Below are 20731 nucleotides of genomic sequence, written 5' to 3'. Positions count from 1 at the left end.
GCGGCCCGAATCGGCGGCGTCGCAGCCTCACGCGGATTCTCGGACAGGCTCCTAGTCCCGCCCCGTCGGCGGGGTGGCAGACACGGTGACCTCTTTGAGCAGCCCGCGGGCCTCGGCGTCGAGCAATTCCAGATAGAAGCCCCACTGCCGCGTCGTCTGATCCACCTTCACCAGCACCTCGTTCCAGCCCGCCTTGAGCTCGGCCGGCGCCGTGTCCTGGCGTGGCTCGGCGGGCCGCGGCTCGGCGCGGTCCAGCAGCAGCTTGCGGTTCAGCCAGAGCTTCATCCCGTCGTCGCTTCCGGCCTCGAACGACACCTGCATCGCCTTCGGGGCTCGGACCCAGCACACCGCATACGCGACCACGTGCTCGTTCGGCTTGAACAGCCTCTCGAGATCGATCAGGTTGCCGTCCGAACTGTGGAACCGCCAGCGGGCGCGGCCGCCCACCACCTCGTAGTCCCGGTCCAGCGCCACGGGCTCCGTCTCGGGCGGGAACGCCTTCGCGTGCCCGCTCCCGCCCGGACTCGGGAACGGGCCCAGGACGCGCCACGTGCGGATGAACGAAGCCTCCGCCGAGCCGAACTTGCGGCGGAACTCGTAGCGCACGGAACGCGGCAGTTTGCTCTCCTCCATCACGCGGTCCACCGCGGCCAGCGGGTCCGGCTCCTTCGCGTCCTGGTAGTAGTCCAGAAGCGACTTGAGGAGCGTCAGCGCCTTCGGGTGCTCGGGCAATTCGCTCAGGAACCAGCGGATGCGATCCGCCTGCCGCGGGCCCCCTGTCGGCAGGATGCCGCGAAGCACCTCGAAGAACTCCCAGGCCTCCTCCGACGCTCCGAGGCGCGGGATCTGCTCCTGGAGCAGCAGGGCCGCCCGCGCGGGGTCGAACGGCAGGTGCAGCGTGAGCGGGTCCCTGAGGTAGACGACCCCGTGCGCCCCGTATCGTTCGGGGGGCGGGTTCGTGTGAGCACGCTTGCCGCTCTTCACCGGCGTCTCCACCCACTGCCAATCCCCTCGGACCGAGCCGGCCGGCATCTCGTCCTCGACGATCACCTGCTCGCGGCCGCCAGCCACTATCGCCGTCCTGTCCCAATACACCCGCCCGCCGACCTGCTCGAACACGATCCCCCGCAGGGGGTAGCAGTAGGCGGGCGTCCAGGCCAGCGGCACGCGCAGTTCCTGCCACTCGCCCGCCTTGGGCAGCGGGCCGAGGCAGCGGCCATCCTCCACGCCGTCGCCCCAGTAGACACGGTACGGGTCGCTGCGGGCTTGCAGAGCGATGCACACCGTGCGCGGCGGTTTCGCCGGGTCCAGATAGACCCACTGGGACAACACGGCGCCCGTGGCGGGCGGCACCAGGTGCTCGACTACCGGCGTCAGGAACCCCTCGACGTTCCGATGGACGGTATCGCTCACACTGCCGGGGTTGGCATCGGTGTGTGCGCGCGAGCCGCTCTTTCGCGGCTCGGCCACCCACGACCACTGCCCGACTATCTCCCTGGCCTTGGGCGCCTCGTCGTCCAGGAACACTCTCTCGCCGCCCTCGTAGACCATCGCGGCGCGGTCCCACACCACGCGGCCGCCGCCATGCTGGGCAAACGAGATGCCGCACAGGGGCCTCTCCTCAAGGCCAATCCAGAGGAGAGGGATTCGGAGTTCCTGCCAGCCGTCGGCCTGCGGCACGGGGCCGGCCTGCTGGTTCCCGGGGGCGCCGGGCTCGCCCCAGTCGCCCCTCCAGGGGTTCAGCCCCCAGGAGACGCGGTGCCCCCAGCCGCCCCGCTCGCGGCCGTCGTGGAACTGGAGCATCAGGCCTGTCGGCAGCTTCCGGGGGTCGGTGTGAAGCCAGAGGGAGACGTGGGCCTTCGCGAGCCGGGCGTAGCGCGCGCGAATCGCCTCATTCACGCCCGCCTCCTGCGCGATGCGAAGGACCTCGGGCACGGGGTCGTCGGCCAGGCTGGTGCGCAAGGCTCGGTCGAGCGCCGGCAGTGCGCGCTCGGCGGCCGGACCGTCCGGATGGCGCTTCAGGTAGGCCGCGTAGCGCGCCACCACGACCCCCGACGGCCGCGTCGCGGCGCGGACGTCGCACGAGTCTCTGAAGAACTCCCACGACGCCTCCAGGTCGGGCAGTTCGTGGGCCAGCGTCAGGCCCGCTTCCTCGCCCGCCAGGGTGAGCGGATGCAGGTAGACGAGCTGGTGCGCCTCTGGGAGCGCCCCTTGCGCCCACCAGGCATCGCCCCAGGCCAGCGCGCGCTCGGGGCGGCGGCCTAGCGGGGTGTGCCACACGGCGAGCGACAGCCCCAGCCGTCGTCGCCGCTCTCGCTTGTCGGTCCCCATCAGTTCGTCGAGCGGCCACACCATCTCGTACGTTGTCGCCTGGCGCACAGGGTCATGCCGCACCGCGCCTCGCGCCCCGCCGACCGCCGTGTCGTGGCCGGCCTCCCACACGGCGTGGCCTTGCTCGTCGGCCCCGAGGCTCAGGCGCCTCGTGCCATTCCCCGCGCTGGCGGCCACCTCGAGCCAGTCGCCGCCCCCGTAGCCGCCGGCCCCGCGCCGGCTGGAGGCCGTAGGCAGTTCACTGGTGACGGCAATCCGCAGGTGGTCGCCGTCGTGCGCGACCTGCACCCAGCCTCGGCGCCCCCCCTCCCCCGCCAGCGGCGCGGCGGTCCTGAGCTCCCAGTCGTCCAGCCAGCCGTCCACTGTCAAGGGAGCGGACGTCCGATAGGCGATCTGGGCGGCCTTGTCCGACAGCGGGGGCGGGCCGCCGGGGGCATTCGTGTACGCGGCCAGACCGTCGGCATCCGTGAGGAGCAGCACGCCCTTGTCCCAGGCCACCTGCGTCTCGTGCTGGGGGTAGTCGCGCCAGTCGCGGTGAATGGCAAATCGCCAGTAGGGCGCATCGGCCAGTAACTGCTCGCCCTGCGGCTGCCCCGTGCGCCTGTCGAAGGCGTTCACCTGGATGCGATAGGGGGTCATGGCGGACTCGTATGGCCCGCGCGAGATTCCGGACACCACGAGCACGTTCTCGCCCTGCTCGCGCCAGTCGAGGATTCGGGCGGTGCGATAGGCCGGCAGCGCCACGCGCATCTGGGCCACGTCGCGGCGGCTCGGCAACTCCACCACCCGCAGGCTCGGCCCTTCGGTCTCATACAACAGGTCGCCACGCACAACGCCCGGGCGCGTCCGCCGAAGCTCGTAGTCGGGGTTCCCGCGTTGCAGGATCCAGTGGGTGTGACGGTACTGCGGGTAGTCCTCGTACTGGTAGATCTGAATCCACTGCTGCGACTGCTGGAGGTTGCGCCGCTTGCGCACGCGGCGCAGTTGCGCGGGTGTTTGCGTCACCAGGTCCCGCAGGTTCGCGCCGTACCGCACCGGCGGCGAGCCGTCGAGTGCGAACTCGTAGGCGATCTTGTCCTGGTCCACATAGAAGCCCGAGCCCTCGCCGACGTCGAAGAGGAACGGCCACTCGCGTCCCTTGGCCAGGAAGCGCCGCACCGCTTTGATTCGGCCGCTGGCCGGCTCGCACACCACGTCGAAGTGGCCGCCGCCCTGCACCGGCGCCAGCGTGGCGAACAGGTGAAGGCTCTGGCCGTCCCAGCCGATCCCGTGGAAGTAGCTCCAATAGGAGTCGCCGTACTCACGGAACTCGCGATGCCAGAGCAGCCTGCCGGTGGCGAGGTCGAGCACGGCCACCTGCTTGCCGCGTTCGGCCTCGGTGAAGTCGCCCGCCACGAGGTACGGCCCGGCCTCCTGCCACTGGCGAATCACCAGGGGAAGGTCCGCCTGCCAGCGGAGGCCCCCGGTCTTCGTATCAATGGTCACGACCGAGCGCGTGTAGATGAAGCTCACGGCGCCATCGGTCCACACCATCCCCTGGTAGCCGGGCGCCGGAAGCCGCTGCCACTCCACGCCGCCCTGCGCGCTCGCCCGCACGCACTCCAGCACGCCTTCCGACACCAGGAGCAGCTTCCCGTCGAGTCCCGCCTCGGGCGGAGGCACGAGCAGGGTGGGGTTGGGGCGCGCCAGTTTCCAGCTCCGCACAAGCGGCAAACGCAGCGGCTCTTGTGCGGGCGGCGCCTGTGCGTTCAGGGGCTTGCCGATGGGTTCCTGGTCCGAACCCAGCGCGCCGGGGGAGACCCCAACGAGCGTCCTTCCACGCGCGCCGAACGCCAACGGGGTCCCGCCCGACCCCCAGGCCGTCGTTTCGGCGAGCCGGCCCGTCTCCGCCTCGATGCTCTGGAGTTGGCCGCCCACAGCGGCGATCACTCTGCCACCGAGGAGACACGGCCGCCCGCAGATCTCCCGAGGGAACGACCTGTGCCACCGGGCGCGGCCGCCCATCAAGTCCAGCGCGGCCAGCCCGGCTTCGTCCGCCGTCAGCAGCAGCCCGCCGCGCAGCCCCAGGCACTCGGCCGACGGTGCCAGGGGGTTCTCCCACAGTAGCTTGCCGCTTCGGGCATCGAGGGCGAAGGCGCCCGTGGCGTCCCGCGGCACGAACACGATCCGATCGCGCCACGCCAGCGGGGCGCCGCCCTGGCGCCGGACCACGCGGCCGATGTTCCAGCGCAGGGGAACTCTGGAGTATGGGAAGACCCACTCGACCAGCCCGTCGCGGGCATCGCAGCGTGCCACGAAGCCCAGATTCGTCTGGCAGTATACGGCGCCCGCGGCCACCGTCACACCGCTCCCGTAGTGCGACATGTCGAACTGGTTGTAGCGGTAGTCGCCATTGGAGCTCGGGATGAGGGTGACGTTTTGCGAGCCGAGCGAGCGCTCCCACAGCACATTGCCTCGCGCCGCGTCGAGGCACACAAGGCTCACGGCCGACACCGGGAGCACGCCGGTGTGCGCCCTGTGGAGGGCCAGCACGTACACCCGGCCATCGGCCGCCGCCGGGTCGCCGGTGGGCAGCAGGTGCCGCCACGCCGCGTTCGTTGCCGTGGACCAGAGCATCTCGCCGGAGCGCAGGTCGAAGGCGGCGATATCCGTCGGCAGACGCCGCGTCGGGTCGAGGCCCCAGCGGGTGAAGACTCGCCCGTCTGCGACGGCTGGCTGGAAGCGCCCGGGGATCACCAGCACCTCGGCATTGGCGATCTCCGTGCGTCCCTGCTTGCCTCGCGAGTGGGTCGGCGTCGCCATCCACAGCGGCCTCGCAGGGTCGTCGCCGAAGAGGGCCAGCAGTTGCGGCCCGGCCACCAGGGTGCCGGCCTCGCAGGCCCGCGGCTGTAGGAGCAGCGGCCACACCACCTCGGCCAGTTCGCGGGGAAAGATGTCGGCAAACAGCTCCGGGGGCCAGGCGCCCTCCGGCGGCAGCCGGAGCGTCACCCGCGCGAGGTTGGCGAGCGGGACGGCCGCCTCGCTGAGGGCGCCGGACGGCCTGCCCAGGCGCGTCAGGATTGCCTGCGCATCTTCCTGCCCGCCCAGCCACGGATAGCGCGTCCCCGGGGCCAGGGCTCCATCCGCCTGCGAGAGCGCCTCGCCGCCTTCCTGAGCCGCGGCCAGCGCCGAGCCCACACAGGCCCTCGCACGCAAGGCGGGGTCGGCACTGCGCGCACGCACGTCTTCGAAGGCTCGCAAGGCGAGCCCGGAGCGCCCCGCCCGCAGTTGTTCCTCGCCCCAGGCCAACAGGGCCTGGTGGGTCGTCGGGGCCCAGGGGTAGCGCCGGCAGGCGGCCAGGAGCTTGTCCGTGGCCAGCCCGCTCCCGGAGCGGAGGGCCTGGCGCGCCTCGGCCTCCTGAGCCGCCCTGAGCGTAGCGAGCGCCTCCGGCGGCTGCGCCAGCAGGTGGCGGTCAATGGCCGCCCAGCACGACGTCTGCCGCACGTCCCGCCAGGGCAGGATGTTCCTCCCCTCGGCATCCTCTCGCAGCGCCTCGCCGATCCGCTCCATCACGTCGGGAACAGGGCTGGCGCGAATGGCCTCCCACTTCGCCTCGAGGCCGAAGTGGCTCGCGAAGCTGGGCGGGGTGGCCATCGCGGGGTATGTGAGCAGGAGTTGCGCGCGGTCTCTGGCCCGCCAGTTGCTCTCGGAGCGCGCGTAGAGTTCCTGGAAACGCGACAGGGCCTGCCCCTCGCGCCCGGCGGCGAGCAGGAGTTCGCCCTCGGCCAACTGCCACCAGTCGTCCCTGCCCGTGTGGGTCTCGAGCGACTCGAGCGCCTCGGCCGCGTCGAGCAGGCGCCCCTGCGCGCGCCGCAGCACGGCCAGCGCGCGCCACGCGGTGGCCACCGCGGGATGGCCGTCGGGCAACTGCCCCGCCGCGTTGAGACCCGCCAGACGGGTCGCCGCATACTCGACCCAGGCCAACCCGCCTTCGATGGACCAGGGCTCTTCCCAGCGGCTTTCCTCGAGGATGCGGTGGAGGGCCTGGGCGGCGAGGTCGGCCTGCCCGGGGAGTTCCTCGATGAGGCGGCGCAGGGCGTGGTTCCCGCGCGCCGGCAGGGTGCAGGCGTAGTAGTTGCCGGCAATCTCCTTCAGGGCCGCCTGGTGCCGGGCGGCGTCGTTGGGGTACCTGGCCATCAGGGCTTCGAGCAGCCGCACCACCCGGGTGCGCACGATGAGGGTCCGCTCGCCCTCGTCATTCGTCAGGCGCCGCGCGTCCGCCTCCCAGCGCGCGAGGTTGGCCTTGTAGGTTTCGTCCCAGTCCGCCTTCCAGTCGATCTGGTCGGCCGCAGGGTCCTCGCCTCGCGCATCGTACGGGCGCGCACCATCCTCCCCCACGGCCACGTCGGACAGAGCACTATGGCCAACGAGAATGCTCAGCAGGAGAAGAGGGCGCATGAGGCATTGCATTCGCACGGCTTCCCATCTGGCCGCCTGGACGCCAGGCCGGCGCGAGGCGGGTCCTGCTCCGGCCATGTCCACACGCGGCCTCCGCCGCCATGGCCACCGTCGCCGGCCCGTCGGACACGTGTCCGCCGCTCACCGTTGCAGCCTTCGGATCTCTTCCGCCGACAACGCCCCCCGCGGTCCGATCCTGCTGCCGAAGATGGCGATCTCGCGCAGCGTGCCGCGGAACTGGCGGTCCAGCCCGCTGCTGTGAAGGGTCTCGTTGTAGTTTCCAATCGTCAGCGTGCCACTCCCCTGGCCCGTGGCGCCGCAGGCATAGGTGGTCACCTTGTCAAGCTGGGCGGGCGTGTCAGGGTCTCCGAAGTACCAGCGGACGTTGTCTTTCCCCTTCGTCGCATCGCAGGCTACGGCGAAGAAGACCCACTTGCCCACCGCCACCTTGCCCGGCGAACTGTCGTTGACGATGCGGTCTGGCCACTCGTTCACGGCAAGCCGCAGGCGGCCGTCCCCCAGGCACACGAGGTCGAAGCCGGCGCGGTTGTAGTTGAGGTTGAATGCGATGCGGTTGCCGCCGCTGCCGGCTTGCAGGCTCGCGGCTTTGAGCCACCCGCAGATGGTGAAGGAGCGAAGACCCTCCAGGGCCTCGAGGGGCTTCTCGCCCACCGCGACCCACTTCCATGGCTCCCGATCGCCGAAATCGAGAGAGCCGTCGGGGCCGCGCTTCACGTCCCCGTGGAGCTTCAGGGGCGCGCTCTCGTCGCGGAGGGTGCCCACGCGGACCAGCGGCCTGCCCGTCCACGTGTCTACGGCGATGAGCAGCGCGGCGCTGGAGGAGCCGCCCGCCCTGTCGGTGACGGTGAGCGTGGCCGTGTAGAGGCCGGGTTTTGCATAGGTATGGGCTGGGCTGTGCTCGTCGGAGGTCGTCCCATCCCCAAAGTCCCAGCGGCAGGCCAACTCGGGCGGGCCGCTGAACTTCACGGTGAGGGGCGGGGCGCCCTCGGTGGGCGTGGCCTGGGCGGTAGCTTCGGGCCGCAGGGCCTCGCCTGGCCTGTAAGGCTCGAGGCGGAACAGATAGGGCGTCCTGGGCGGGGCGAGGGTGAACTTGCCGGGACGCGCCGTGCCCAGGGACGTCACGGTCATGTGCCAGGTGTCAATGCCGTCCACCTTGTAGGACCGCTCGCCGGGCAAGTCAATGGTGGCAGGGCTGGCCTTGAGGCAGTAGACGAGGTAGAGTTCGCCCGCCTTGGCCAGGGTCAGATTGCCTGGGCAGAAGGCGGCGTCGGGTGCCATCTGGTGGAAGGGCGCCGGCTCCATGAAGCGCTTGAGGAACGCGATGCGGGCCGGGCTCTGGCCGTGCAGCACGCCGCCCTTGGACCACCAGAGGATGTCGGCCGGATGCCTGTAGGTCTCGCCGTGGCCGACGTAACAGCCGCCGATGGTGCCGAGCCAGAAGCGGTCCACCATCTGCCCCGGCGTGAGGTTGCCCCAGCCTTGGGGCACGTCGCCCTCGTACTTGCATTCGTCGTAGACGATGGGCTTGCGGTACTTCTCGCGCCAGGCGGGGCCGGAGGCGAGGTCGGAACTCTGGATGCTGGCGTGCGTGACCCAGGGCCTGGTGTGGTCGTAAAAACTGCCGCAGTTGTGGATGCTTCGCAAGTGGCTGAAGGGGTCCTCCGTGTGGAGGATCCTGAAGAAGCGGTCCCAGTCGGCCATCTGCTTGTCGCCGCGGTGGCCCTGGGTGCCCGGGGCCATGAGATCGTACTCGTTGGCGAGGGACCACCAGACGTTTCGGAAGGCGGCCAGGCGGGCGATGGCGTAGCGCAGGTAACGGTCGTCGTGCTCCTGCCCCATCGTGGCGAAGCCCCAGCGGTCGTAGGGGTGCCAGAGGATGAGGTCGGCCTCGATACCCAGGCGTTGGAGGTCCAGAATGCGCCGCTCCAGATGGCGCCACGACACGGGGTTGGGCCGCGAGAAGTCGAACTGGCCGTCGGCCCGCCGCTCGAAGGGGTAGAACGGCGGGTCGTTCTGGTTGTACGCGTAAGACTTCGGGAAAATGCAGAAGCGGATCTTGTTGAAAGGCGCCGCGCTGAGGGTCTGGAGCGTCTGCGCCTGGAGGTCGTCGGCCTGATGGGTCCAGGCGTAACAGGTCGTGCCGACCTGGAAGTACGGGGTGCCATCGGCATAGGCAAAGTGCCAGGTGCGCGCCACACGGACGGGGCCGTGGTTGCCCTTCGACGGCGGCACGCACAGGAAGCTCCCCGTCCTGCCGTTCAGTTCCGGGTCGGGCGATTGCGTGGTGAAGGTCCACCGCCCCTCCCGGGTGGGCATGCAGCGGAGCTTCCAGGTGTCGTCGCCATCGTAGAAGCCCTTCACCGTCAGAGACTCACCATTGCACGCGAAGCGGGCCGAGAGGTCCACATCGGCAAAGGGGTTGGCATAGGCCCTTCCCGATCGTAGCGCGGTCTCGAAGCAGCCCCAGAGTTCGACAGATTCCACGGCGCGTTCCCCCCGAACAACCGCGGCAGCGGCAAGCAGCGTCACGATGGCTCCAGGCCACAAGGTTTCCGACATCACTGGCCTTTCCACTCTTGCTACGGTGTCTGAAATGATGGCCAGTATAGCAGGTTGGGGCGCTCGATCAAGCCGCATCATCCCCCCTCGCGCGGGCTCCCTCGCGGGAAGGGGCTTGACGGCTTCTGGCACCGGGCGTATGTTGTGCGCGCGGGCGTTCGAACGCACCAGAGCTGACAGGAGACAGACCCATGCCGGCGTGGCAGCGCGTGACGCTGAGTCTCTTGGCGGTCGCCCTGGGCGCGACGGGGGCCGAGCGAACCGCCTTCTCGTGGCAGAAGCCGCAGGCCAAGGTGCTGCCCACGGGCGGCCTGGAGTGGGCGCCCGAGCCGTTCGTCTTCGCTCCGGGCAAGACGGTTCGCTACATTGACTTCGCCGCGGGGAGCGACGCGAACGACGGGGCGTCGAAGGAGAGGCCCTGGAAGCACCACCCCTGGGACCCCGCCGCGGCGAACCTGGCAAAGGCCCATCGCGGCCCGACGACCTATGTTTTCAAGCGCGGCGTCGTGTACCGCGGCCAGCTCGCCGCCCCCGCCGACGACCAGGGCACGCCCGGGGAGCCGATTCGCCTCACCAGCGACCCCGCCTGGGGCGCGGGCGAGGCCGTCCTCTGCGGCTCGGAGGCCGTCGCCGGCTGGAAGCAGGGCGCGGACCACAAGGACATCCCAGAGTCCCAGAAGGTCTGGTGGACCGACCTCGCCTTCGCCCCACGCTGCGTCTGGATGCTCGAGGCCGGCAAGGCCATCCGCCTCAAGCTCGCCCGAACGCCCAACTGGACCGTGAGCGACCCCGACGACGTGAAGAGCGAGTGGTGGACCTGGGAGCAGCCCCGGTGGTGGACGCAGCAGAACAAGACCACGGTCAACGGCAGGAAGATGCACCTGGGCGTGGACACGAAGCACCTGACGAAGCCCGCCGACCACTACCGCGACGCCATCCTCCGCACCGAGTGGGGCATCGTGATGGGCACGCCCTTCCCCACCAAAGTCGAGGCCGTGGACGCCGCGAAGAAGTCCGTCGCCTTCCAGGGCGTGTGGTGGGGCGACAGCGGCACCCTCATCACCAACAACCGCTACTACCTGGAGGACAAGCCGCACTATCTCGACGAGCCGGGCGAGTTCTGGTTCGACAAGAAGGGCGCCGGCGGGCGGCTCTACGTGCGCCTGCCGGGCGACCGCGACCCCAACACCATGGCCGTGGAGGCCGCACGTCGTTACTGCCTCATCGAGGACGCCGCTTCGGCCGCCGCCCCGCCCCGCACCGACGTGCTGAAGCCCGAGCAGCGCGACAAGCTGCTCACGACCGGCCTGCGCCACGTGGAGATCACCGGCCTCACCTTCCGTTTCACCAACACGTGGTGGGACCTCGAGTTCCCCGCCTGGATGCACAAGGAGGTGGACAACGCCTGCATCCGCGCCCTCGGCTCGGCCGACGGGCTGCGCGTGTCGCACTGCCGCTTCGAGCACGTGGCCAAGGCCGTCCGCGTCGAGCCCATCAACGCCCAGTGCCGGATCGGCTCGGTCGTGGTGAGCGACAACGACATCGCGCACCTCGACGCCGAGGCGATCACCATCGCCAAGGGGCAGGGGCAGTTGGGCAGCGTGGAGGTCCTGCGGAACCGCCTCGCCGGGATCGGCCTGCGCCCGCGCCGCCAGGCCCACGGCCACGCCGTCGAGGTGGGCTTCCCCCAAACCGCCGAGGTCGCCGGCAACATCCTCGACCGCTGCTACGGCGCCGGTCTCTTCATCTTCGGCGGCAAGGGCAGCGGCCAGTCCGGCGACGCCCCGCTCTCCCGCATCCTCATCCACCACAACCAGGTCACTGATCCCCTGCTCAACACCAACGACTGGGGCGGCATCGAGACCTGGCAGGGCGGCCCCTTCTACGTCTACTGCAACGTGAGCGGCAACCCCGGCGGCTACTGGCACTGGGCCTACGGCCCCAAGAAGCCGGCCAGCGCCCGCTTCGGCCACGCCTATTACCTCGACGGCAGCTTCAAGAACTACGTCTTCAACAACATCGCCTGGGGCAAGAGCAAGGACCCCTTCAGCCGCCTGGGCAACACCGCGGCCTTCCAGGAAATCATCAGCTTCGAGAACGCCTTCTTCAACAACACGGTCTACAACTTCGTCAAGGGCACCCGCCGCCAGGCGCCCCACGCGGGCCGCGACAAGTTTCTCGGCAACGTCTGGAGCGGCATCGGCGAATGGCTCTTCTGGCACGCCGAGCCGGCCAAATCGGAGCCCGAGGGCAACGCCGCCGACGCCGGGCCGCAGAAGGAGCACTTCGCCCACGAGACCAACGCCTACGCGCGAAACGTCTTCCACGACGTGAGCGACCGGTTCGCCGTCTTCGAGCCCTCGGGCCGCTGGCACGCCAGCCTCGATTCGTTCCGCAAGGCCCTAGCCGAGCGCGGCGCCCTGGCCTCGGACGTCGGCCAGATGAGCGAGAAGCCCGTGCTCCGCGACCCCGCGAAGCACGACTTCCGCCTCGCGCCCGGCTCCGCCGCCGTGGACGCCGGCGTGCGGGTCTTCGTGCCTTGGGGCCTCTACGCCCCTGTCGGCGAGTGGCACTTCACCCGTCACCAGAAGGACCCGACCGAGGTCATTGACGAGCACTGGTACATGACCCCTTACTACGGAAAGCGCGAGGACTACTGGAAGACGCCACGCTACCCGCTCACGGGGGTGAACGTCAGGGCCGGCGACTACATTGACGGCCCCCTGGAGGACTGGACCCAGGGCGCGCTCCGCCTGAACGGCAAGGACCAGCACCTCGTCCTGAGCCACGCGGAACTCGCCAGCCCCGTCGGGGGAGGGAGCGGCCAGGAGAAGAGGACGGTGGACATCGGCGAGGGCAGCTTCCTCATCGAGGTCTACTTCCGCACCGAGCCGGGGCACACCGGCGGCGTCCTCGTCTCCAAGATCGCCGAGCGCGGCTACGCGCTGTCGCTCGACGGCGACGGGCGGCTCGCCTTCCTGGTTCGCGGCGACGCCGCCGCCTCCGCCGGCACCCGCGACCGCGTCAACGACGGCCGGTGGCACCACGTGGTCGCCGAATGTGATCGGGCGGCCGCGACCCTGCGCGTCTACCTCGACGGCGCGACGGCAGCGGAGGCGCGCGGCGCGCGCCTCGGCGGCTCGCTTGCCAACGGCGCCGACTTCCTGGTGGGCAAGGGCGCAACGGGCGCCTACTTCGCCGGGGCGATGGACTTTCTACGCGTGTGCCGCGGCACCCTGGCCGACGCGAAGACGACCATCGAGGAACTCTATGCCTGGGAGTTCGGCGGCCCGCAGCACCGGGACTTCTGCGGCCGGCGGCCCGCCGGCAAAGGCCGAGATGCCGGCGCCCTTGAACTCACTCCGTAGGCCTCGGCTCGCCGCCGAACCACTCCTATGAGGACCCCTTCCGATGCCGAGGCCACTGTCCGTATCCGCGATCCTTCTGCTCACCGCCCTCGCTGCCCACGGCCGCGACTGGTTCGTCAGCCCAACGGGGCAGGACGGCGCACGGGATAGCTCGGAGGCCAGGCCGTTCCAGTCCATCGAGCGGGGCCTTGCCGCGGCGCAGCCGGGCGACCGCGTGGTGCTGCGCGCCGGCGAGTACCGGCTCGCCGCCCCCCTCGTGTTCCCGCGCGCGGGCGAGAGGGACAGGCCGATCACCCTCGCCGCGCAGAAAGGGGAGTACGTCGCACTCCTCGGCTCGGTGCGGCTCAGCGGCTGGGTGAAGCACCAGGGGGGTGTGTGGAAGGCAAAGGCGCCGTCGCGGCAGGTCAAGGGCCTCTTCGAGGACGGCGAGCGACTTGTCCACCCGCGGGAACGCGGGAAGCGCGAGGACCCGCCCGTCGAGGCTCTTCGCGCGCCCGGCCGCTGGACCCAGCAGGACGGTTGGGTGTATCTGTGGACGCGCGACGGGGACTCGCCCGACCGTCATCGCGTCGAGGCGTCGCAGTATGTCGTCATGAACCTGAACAGGCCGTGGCTCCGGATCGAGGGGCTTCACCTCTTCTACGGCCAGCCGACGGGCGTGGTCATCTCCGCCGACCACTGCGTCGTCTCCAAGTGCGAGGTCGCCGGTGTATCGAACTCCGTGGACAATGCGTACGGCGCCTACCTCAGCGGCTGCTCGAACTCGGCGTTCCGCGACTGCGTGGTGCACGACTGCTTCTACTGGGGCGACCACGGGTCGAACTCCCACGTCGTCTCGTGCATTGATTGCGGGGATCAGGGGCCGAATCACGTGGAGGGCTGCGAGCTTTCCAATGGCGGCCTCGGTGTGGGCACCAAGGGCGCGGCGCGCCAGATGATCATCGCGGGGTGCCGCATCTACGATGTGCTGAACGGCGTGGTCATCTCCGGCGAGCGCTCCAGCGGCCCAGGGGCCGGCAAGAAGGACCGCGGCCACTACCTGGTGTGGCGGAACTGCTTCACCGACTGCGACCGAGGCGTCTTCTTCTATTCCGGCGACACCCACGAGAACACCGTGGCGGGCAACCTCTTCGAGCGCTGCGGCACCGGCGTTTACCTGCGGAAAGTGGAGGGCGTGCCCGACCGCCCGCTGATCGCCAACAACGCCTTCCTCCGCTGCGGCTCGGCCCTCTTCGCCGTGGCCGAGCGCGCGGGCGCCGAAACGCTCTCGCAGTTCGCGCAGGCGGGCCTGCGGTCCCACCACAACCTCTTCTTCGGCAACGAGGCCGACTGGCGCAACCCGCTCACCTGGGGCAAAGACCTGACTCTGGCGTTCGCCGAGGCCCGCGCCTACAAGGGCTTCGGGTGGGAGGAGGGCTCCGTCGGCGGCGACCCGCAGCTCGACGAGTGGGGCCGCGCCACAGCCGGCTCGCCCACGGTCGGCGCGGGCGCACCCGTGGAACTTCCCGCAAGCATCCCGAGGCCCGACGCCTGGCACATCGGCCTCGGGCCGTGGCGGGCCGGCGAGGAGAGGCCGGAGCCGGGCCTCGTGCTCTCCGTCGCAGGCTCGCAGGACGCCGTCGGCCCCGGCGACCAGGTGAAGCTGCGGGCGGCGCTCACCAACCGCTTCCGCACGACAGAGGTCCCGCTCGACGGCGATGCCATCGTCACCTTTCACTTCCGCTATGCCAACGTGTGGTACTTTGACTGCCAGGAGCTCTGGCGGGTGCGGGTGCCGTTGCCGGGGGGCGTGCTGCGGCCGGGCGGGAGCCTCGACCTGGCCGCGCTTCCCGGGTGGCAGAACCCGACGAATGGGAAGCTCGGCGACCCGTTTCGCCTTCGCGCGGACGACGCCGAGTCGCGCTCGGGCTGGCGGCTGAGCGCCACGCTGCGCCGCGTCCCGCGGGACGTGCCGACAGACAAGGCGCTTCAGCGCCTCGAGCCTCTGATTCGCTCGCGGGGGATCCTGCGGATTCGGGCCAAGTAGCCCATCCAACGCAGGGCGATCTCAGGGGTTCGCGGGGCGGTCTTCCGGGGTCGCTCCGATGGGCTTGAGGTCAGCAGCCCTCAGGTCCAGCCGCAGTGCCCAGATGTTCGCGTAGCTATCGGCTGCCCAGACGAGCTTTCGCCGGGCGTCATACATCAACCCCAGGCCGAAGTTGTAGTCCTTGCCGACGGGGTCGCTGCCAGCCAGGAGCGCGGCCCTCCAGGCATTCGCCGCGCAGTCGTAGATCGGCCAGCGCATCTTGCCCTCGGCGTCCGCGATGCGCGAGGCGATGAGCACGGCATCGAACTCGGGGAGGTAGACCAGCTCCCGGCAGCGCACATTGGCGAGTGCGGCCGCCCCGAGGCCTGCCGGGCCGAGGCGTGAGGCTTGGCCGGTCCTCATGTCGTAGGCCACCACCTCGCCCTTGGCTCCCTGAGCGAAGAAGAGCAGCCGGTCGCGGCGGGCGTCGTGGACCATCCCGTGTCCTTCGTGGCTGGGGTCGGGCAGCTTGGCGCCGGCCAGCGGGAGCCTCTCCCACTTGAGCCCCGCCACGTCGGGCCGCCAGAGCCCGCCGCTCGCCCAGGCGATGATCCCCCTGGACGTCGGATAGAGGCGGTCGAAGCTGTAGCTGGCCTCGAATGGCGTGGGGATTGGCCCCGGGAACCACTCGGTCGCCGCGGGGTCATAGCAGAAGTACAGGCTGGCCTTGACGCCGTTCTCTGCCCTGGACTGGCCGCAGACGATGAGCTTGCCGGTGGGCTGGTCGTATCCATAGGAGTGGTAGGCGTGGCCGGTCATGAAGGCGCGGTTGCGGTAGGTGGTCGAGATTTTCATCCCGCCCTGCCCGTGCGCGTAGCGAAGCCCGTCCTCGGGCCGGTGCCCGATGTAGAACTGGTTGGACCGCACGCTGTAGTGGAGCACGCAGTTCCCGATGTAGGCCACGTGGCCGCCGCCCCACAGGAGAATCTGGTCGTGGTCGGGGTCGAAGGCCGCGGTGCCCCAGGCCCGGTTATCCCTGGGGTTGTTCTTGTGCGACTTGGGGTCGCGCTGCACCCAGGTGTTGGTGGGCAACGTCTCGAGCCACTCCTGCTGTTCGGCGATGCGGACCTCCCCCGCGTTGCGGTCGTACCAGCGAGGGTCGCCGGCCGCGCCGCCGGTGAAGCTCTCGGCGCGGAAGGGCACGCCACGCTTCTGCGTCCCCTCCGGATCGGTCTTGGCCATGTCAATCCGCGCGGCCCAGGTGGAGAAGCGGGGCACTTTGCTCTCGGCCCGGTTCGAGAGGGTGACCACCACGTCGCCAGGCATGGCCGCCGAAGGCTCCGGTTGCCAGCCCCACGTGCTGACGGGCGACGTCAGGCTGTCCCGCGGAGCGCCGCCCTCGGCCAGCAACGTCCATTCGTCGGCCTCGATGTCGTAGGTCCAGGTCTCGGCTCGGCCGGCGCCGTCAACCAGCAGGATCCGACCGCTCGTGGGCAGCCAGACCAGGCCGTGGCCGTAGCGCGGCGCGGGCGAGAGCTTGGGCCGGCGCTGCTCCCAGCGGCGGGTCGCGCAGTCGTAGACCCACGTGTCGGCGACGAGCCGGTCGAGGCGGTGGCCGCCGAAGACTACGATCTTGCCACGCCGCGCGTCCACGGCCGGCCGGCAGTAGGCACGCCTGGGCGGCGCGGCGGCCAGGTCCTCGACCGCGTCGTCGAGCGCCTCCCAGACATCCTCGGCCGCGGCGATACCCTCCGCAGTCATCTTGCCCTTGAGAAGCCCTTCGGCCCTCGCGAGCAGTTCCACGGCCTTCCCGAGGTTCGAGCCGGCCCAGCCAAGCTGTTTCTTCTCGTAGTCGTCCGCCCTCCCGGCCGCGCCGGCGGCCTCCGCCGAGAACGCCGCGGCTTGTCGGGCCAGGGCCGCGGCCGCCTCGTCCAGTCTGGCCTTGGCCATCCCCTCGCTCTCCGTCACGTAGAAGCGGGCGCGGCAGGCGCCGACCAGCTTGCGCGCGCCGAGAGCCAGCGCCTCGGCCTTGGCCCTCAGGCCATTGATCAGATCGCTGCCGAACGTGAGGCGTTCCCACGTGCCGCCCCGAAACGCCCAGCGGCACTGGCCGGCCAGGACCTCCTTGTTGACCGGGTCGTAGCACGAGGTGTTGAAGACGATGTCGTCCCAGAACTCATTGGGCGCGTCGTCGGCCGTCGCGACGTGCGCCCAGGTGCGGGCCTTGGGGTCGTACTCGTAGGTCTGGCCGAGGCGGTGGAAGGGCACCACCACCTTGCCCATGGCCTGGTCATAGGCCGCGTTGCCCCACAGCTCCATCGTGTGGTTATAGCCGAAGTCCAGGTGAGGGCGGAGCACTCCCTCTGTGACCTCGAAGGCTGGGCCGCCGTACTTGCGGGCGGGCGCCTTGCTCGAGCCGGTCGCATCGCCCCAGGCACCCTCCTTGCCAAGGGGAAAGCGGTTCTCCCAGCGCGACCGTTCGAGGTCGAGCGTCATCTCGGAGTACGGGCCGCCCTGGGCCATCTGCCCGCCCAGGAGCAGGAAGCGCCCCTCCTCGGGCAGGTAGACCAGCCCCACAGAGTTCCGCGCGCCATAGCCACCCTTGTCAATCAGGGTCCAAGTGTTGGGTGGAGCGTTCCTCAATTCCTCCGGCAGGCCGGCCGCCGCCCCGACAATAGCCGCAGAGGCAAGGAAGACTGCCAGCATTTCGGCCGTCCTTACATGGAGAGGACACGTCATGGCGCCGCCATCCTGTTGCTGCTGACTAGGCCTTCCCGAGGATACCAGGCTTGCTCCAGCAAGGCAACGTCCAGTCGCGGCGGGTCGTCGCGTGTCGCCCTGATTCAGGGTCGCCGTGCCGATGTGGGCAGGACGCAGTCGCCTCACCCGCGGGAGCGGGTCTCCGATAGAAACCACCGAGCACCGAGGATGACCTGGAAGGCTACAGGCTGAAGCGGGCGGAGTTCACTGGTGAGGGCCAAAAACATACGGCGATGGGGGCAAATGCCCCCAACGCCGCCGTAAGCCCACCGACTTCGCTCGTGGGCAGACCCAAGACGATTGGCGAGGGCGACGGGGCTCGAACCCGCAACCTCCAGATCGACAGTCTGGAACTCTAACCAATTGAGCTACGCCCCCGCGTTGTCAATGAGCACATCGGCCAGGCAAGCCGCCCGCCCGTGGTGGGCGATGACGGGCTCGAACCGCCGACTTCATCCTTGTAAGGGATGCGCTCTAGCCAACTGAGCTAATCGCCCAAAAAGAACTGGACGCCCAGATTGACCCTGCTAAAATTACCATATTCGGGCTGTTCTGTCAACGGGTATTTGATTCCGCGGCTTCTCACACATGGAGCATACGATGCACTGGCGCGCGGCGTGGGCACTGCTCCTATCAGGCGCGGCACTGGCCACAGCGGCCGAGGTTACGGCGACCCTGCGCCCGGCGTTCGACGGCCGGTTCCGTCCCACCGCCCCGCTCCTGGTCTGGGTGACGCTGAGCAATGCAGGCCCCGCTGTGGATGGGACGCTGGACGTGGCGGTGGAGGGCGTGGCGTTCCGTCAGCGCGTACGCCTGGGGGCGGGGGCATCGGCGACGCTGGGGGCGCTCGTGGCGGCCCGTTCCGAGGCGGCCCGCGCGCGGATCGTGGTGCGTTCGGGCCGTGGCGACCCCGTATGCGAGCAGATGATGCCGCTCGGCCTGCGCCGGCGCGCGCCGGCGGAGCCGGTCGTGGCCGCCGTGGTCGACGCCAGGGCCGCGGTGCCGCGCCTGTGCGGGGAGGCGCAGCCTGTGGTCGTCACCAGCGCGGAGCTGCCCACACTCGCGGCTGCCTACGGGGTGCTCGATGCCGTGGCGGTGGCGGGCGACGGCGGCGAGCTCGCCAAGGCCGAGCGCGCCGCGCTGGCCGCCTGGGTGCGAGGCGGCGGAGCCGTGGGGTTCGCTCTGGATGACAGCGCCCCGGTGCGCACCGACTCGCTGGCTGCGGAACTCGGAGACGTCGCGGGCCGCCCCACGGCGCGCGAGTGGCTTGCCGCGCTGAGAGACAAGCGGCCCGGGCTCGCCGGCGACGGCCATGCGCGCTGGCACGTCGGCCTGGGCACCGTGGCCGTGGCGGTGGGCGAGGCCGGCGCCCTGAAGGCATCCGACTGGTTCTCCCCTCGCGGAGAGCGTGGTAACGAGTGGGCGGACAAGGGCCTCTACGAGGCGTTTCGGGGCGCGCGGTGGACCAGCGCGCTGCGCTGGCGGCTCGTGGGAGGCGCCTCTGCCCTGTTGGCGCTGGGCGCACTGCTCGCTACGCTGGCCGCGCGCCGCCGCGGCCGCGCAGTGGGCAGCGTCCTGGTGTTCGGGGTGGCGGGCGCCGCCGCGGCCGCAACCTGGGCGCTGATGCTGCCCGAGGGGCGTGGCATGCTGGAGGCCGCCTGCGTGCTGGAGCGGTCGCCCGAGCAGCCGGGCGAGCGCCGCACCGAGCTGCTCTGCCTGGAAGCGCTGGGACGCACGCGGGTACGCCTGGACTTCGGTCTGGCGGAAGCCGTGCTGCCCTTCTACCACGGGGCAGAGGAACCGGGCGGCAACGGCGGCGAGGCGATCGTCGAGCGCGACGAGGCCGGGCGCTGGACGGTGGAGTGCGACCTCACGCGGCGTTCGCGGCGCTGCTTTGCCGCCTGGTGGCCGTGGCGCGATGCGGCGGAGGGAGGAGCGGGCGACCCCGAGGGGAATTGGCTGAGCGAGGCCCGGCAGGGGGTCTGGGGCGCCGAGCATCAGGCATTGGCGGCGTGGCAAGCGAGACGGGCGGGGGCCGCTCGCCCGTTCCGCGTGGCGCCGCTGGCCGACTGGCGCTCGGCCGTCGCAGCATCGGGCGTGCTCCAGGTGCGCCACGCCGCCGCGCAGGCCTGGTGGCGTGCGGCTGACTGAGCGTTCGCCCCTCTACGGCCGAATCACGATCCTGCTGCTGCCCGGCACCATGAGGTCGAAGAGCCACTCGACGTCCTGGTTCACCATGCGCACGCAGCCCTTCGAGCCCTCCTTGCCCATCGAGTCGGGCTCCCAGGTGCCGTGGATGCCGTATTCGGCCTGGATGGTGATCCAGCGGGTGCCGAGGGGGTTCTTCGTCTTGTCGCCGTAGGGGATGGGCGTGCCGTCGCCGAAGTAGACAGGCTCCTTGAGCTTGTGGCCGGCCACGAACTCGCCGACGGGCGTGGTGCCGTTCTTGCCGAGGCCGACCAGGAACTCGCGCACCCACGCGCCGTCCTTGGTCACCGTGAGGCGGAAGTCGCTCTTGTCCACCGCCACGTCGAAGCCGCCGGGGATCACCTTTAGCCGCTGGCCGATCCGCAGGTTGTCGCCCTTCAAGCCGTTGATGCGGCGGAGCAACTCGATCGTGGTCTTGTGCTTGCCCGCGATCTTCACCAGCGCGTCGCCCGCCACCACCGTGTAAGCGATCGAGTACGGGGCAAACACCTTGTCGGAGAAGAAGATCTCTTCGCTGAGCTTCGTAAGCCGCGTCCTCATGTCGGCGGCCTTCGCTGCCTTGGGATCGCGGAGGATGGCATCGGAGAGGACCTTGTGCGCCTCCACCGGCTTGCCGGCGGCCAGCGCCGCGTCGGCCGCCCTGAGAACGGCATCCGAATCCACCGGCTCGGCCTTCTTCGGAGGCTCAGGCTCCTTCGCCTTCTCCTTCGGTTCCGGCGGGGACTTGGGCTCGGGTTCCTTGGCGGGCTCCTTCGCGGGCTCGGACGGCGTCTCGGTGCCCACCTTGGGCGACGGCTCGGGCACAGGGGCCACCACGGCGGGCTTCGGCTGGCGCGAGAGCACCACGATCGCCACCACGATCACCGCAATCACCGCCCCGAGGGCAATCCACGACCTCTTCATCAGCCTGTCTCCGACGAAACCCCAGGGCTTGGGGGCGGCTCGCCTCCCTGCCCCATCATCTAGGAAACGCTCCCGGACCCCACGTGCTCACGACGCTTCAGGCACGGGATCATCGGGGAGTGGCCTCGCTCGGGGGGAA

Annotated in this window: 7 protein-coding genes and 2 tRNA genes; 3 read left to right on the top strand and 6 right to left on the bottom strand. The window is 70.3% G+C overall.

Translation table 11 applies throughout. From position 1 onward, the window contains the following. Window positions 1-51: 51 nt before the first annotated feature. On the bottom strand, window positions 52-6768 hold the full coding sequence (locus PLE19_17630; GenBank protein ID HPD16772.1) for a PQQ-binding-like beta-propeller repeat protein: 6717 nt from the start codon (window positions 6766-6768) through the stop codon (window positions 52-54). A gap of 141 nt (window positions 6769-6909) precedes the next feature. Beyond that, window positions 6910-9273 (bottom strand): DUF5060 domain-containing protein, encoded by a 2364-nt coding sequence (locus tag PLE19_17625; protein ID HPD16771.1) that lies wholly within the window; start codon window positions 9271-9273, stop codon window positions 6910-6912. Window positions 9274-9539: 266 nt separating this feature from the next. Here PLE19_17625 and PLE19_17620 point away from each other — a divergent pair, with 266 nt between their 5' ends. Continuing rightward, window positions 9540-12716, top strand: a complete 3177-nt coding sequence (locus PLE19_17620; protein HPD16770.1) for a LamG domain-containing protein — start codon at window positions 9540-9542, stop codon at window positions 12714-12716. Window positions 12717-12759: 43 nt separating this feature from the next. Further along, the gene (locus PLE19_17615) at window positions 12760-14742 is read left to right on the top strand and encodes a right-handed parallel beta-helix repeat-containing protein (GenBank protein ID HPD16769.1); all 1983 of its coding nucleotides are present in this window, start codon (window positions 12760-12762) and stop codon (window positions 14740-14742) included. Window positions 14743-14763: 21 nt separating this feature from the next. Here PLE19_17615 and PLE19_17610 read toward each other — a convergent pair whose 3' ends face one another. The 3 genes from PLE19_17610 to PLE19_17600 all read right to left on the bottom strand — a co-directional run bounded on the left by PLE19_17610 (window position 14764) and on the right by PLE19_17600 (window position 17978). Continuing rightward, a complete protein-coding gene (locus tag PLE19_17610) occupies window positions 14764-17427 on the bottom strand; it encodes a kelch repeat-containing protein (protein HPD16768.1) in 2664 nt (887 codons plus the stop codon). Window positions 17428-17782: 355 nt separating this feature from the next. Further along, window positions 17783-17859: transfer RNA gene (locus PLE19_17605), tRNA-Asp, on the bottom strand. A gap of 42 nt (window positions 17860-17901) precedes the next feature. Then, a tRNA-Val gene (locus tag PLE19_17600) sits at window positions 17902-17978 on the bottom strand. 103 nt (window positions 17979-18081) lie between these two features. Between PLE19_17600 and PLE19_17595 the strand changes: the two genes are divergently transcribed. Next, complete coding sequence (locus PLE19_17595) at window positions 18082-19632, top strand: hypothetical protein (GenBank protein HPD16767.1); 1551 nt, start codon at window positions 18082-18084, stop codon at window positions 19630-19632. Window positions 19633-19644: 12 nt separating this feature from the next. Here PLE19_17595 and PLE19_17590 read toward each other — a convergent pair whose 3' ends face one another. Further along, window positions 19645-20592, bottom strand: coding sequence for a L,D-transpeptidase family protein (locus PLE19_17590; GenBank protein ID HPD16766.1), 948 nt, complete (start codon window positions 20590-20592; stop codon window positions 19645-19647). Window positions 20593-20731 lie beyond the last annotated feature (139 nt).

The organism is Planctomycetota bacterium (assembly GCA_035384565.1).
Taxonomy (GTDB): domain Bacteria; phylum Planctomycetota; class PUPC01; order DSUN01; family DSUN01; genus DAOOIT01.
This window is presented reverse-complemented; position numbering and strand designations above follow the sequence as displayed.

Coding starts and splice junctions, on each gene's coding strand:
- PLE19_17630 (HPD16772.1), bottom strand. CDS start 6,768: ATGCGCCCTCTTCTCCTGCTGAGCATTCTCGTTGGCCATAGTGCTCTG.
- PLE19_17620 (HPD16770.1), top strand. CDS start 9,540: ATGCCGGCGTGGCAGCGCGTGACGCTGAGTCTCTTGGCGGTCGCCCTG.
- PLE19_17615 (HPD16769.1), top strand. CDS start 12,760: ATGCCGAGGCCACTGTCCGTATCCGCGATCCTTCTGCTCACCGCCCTC.
- PLE19_17610 (HPD16768.1), bottom strand. CDS start 17,427: ATGCTGGCAGTCTTCCTTGCCTCTGCGGCTATTGTCGGGGCGGCGGCC.
- PLE19_17595 (HPD16767.1), top strand. CDS start 18,082: ATGCACTGGCGCGCGGCGTGGGCACTGCTCCTATCAGGCGCGGCACTG.
- PLE19_17590 (HPD16766.1), bottom strand. CDS start 20,592: ATGAAGAGGTCGTGGATTGCCCTCGGGGCGGTGATTGCGGTGATCGTG.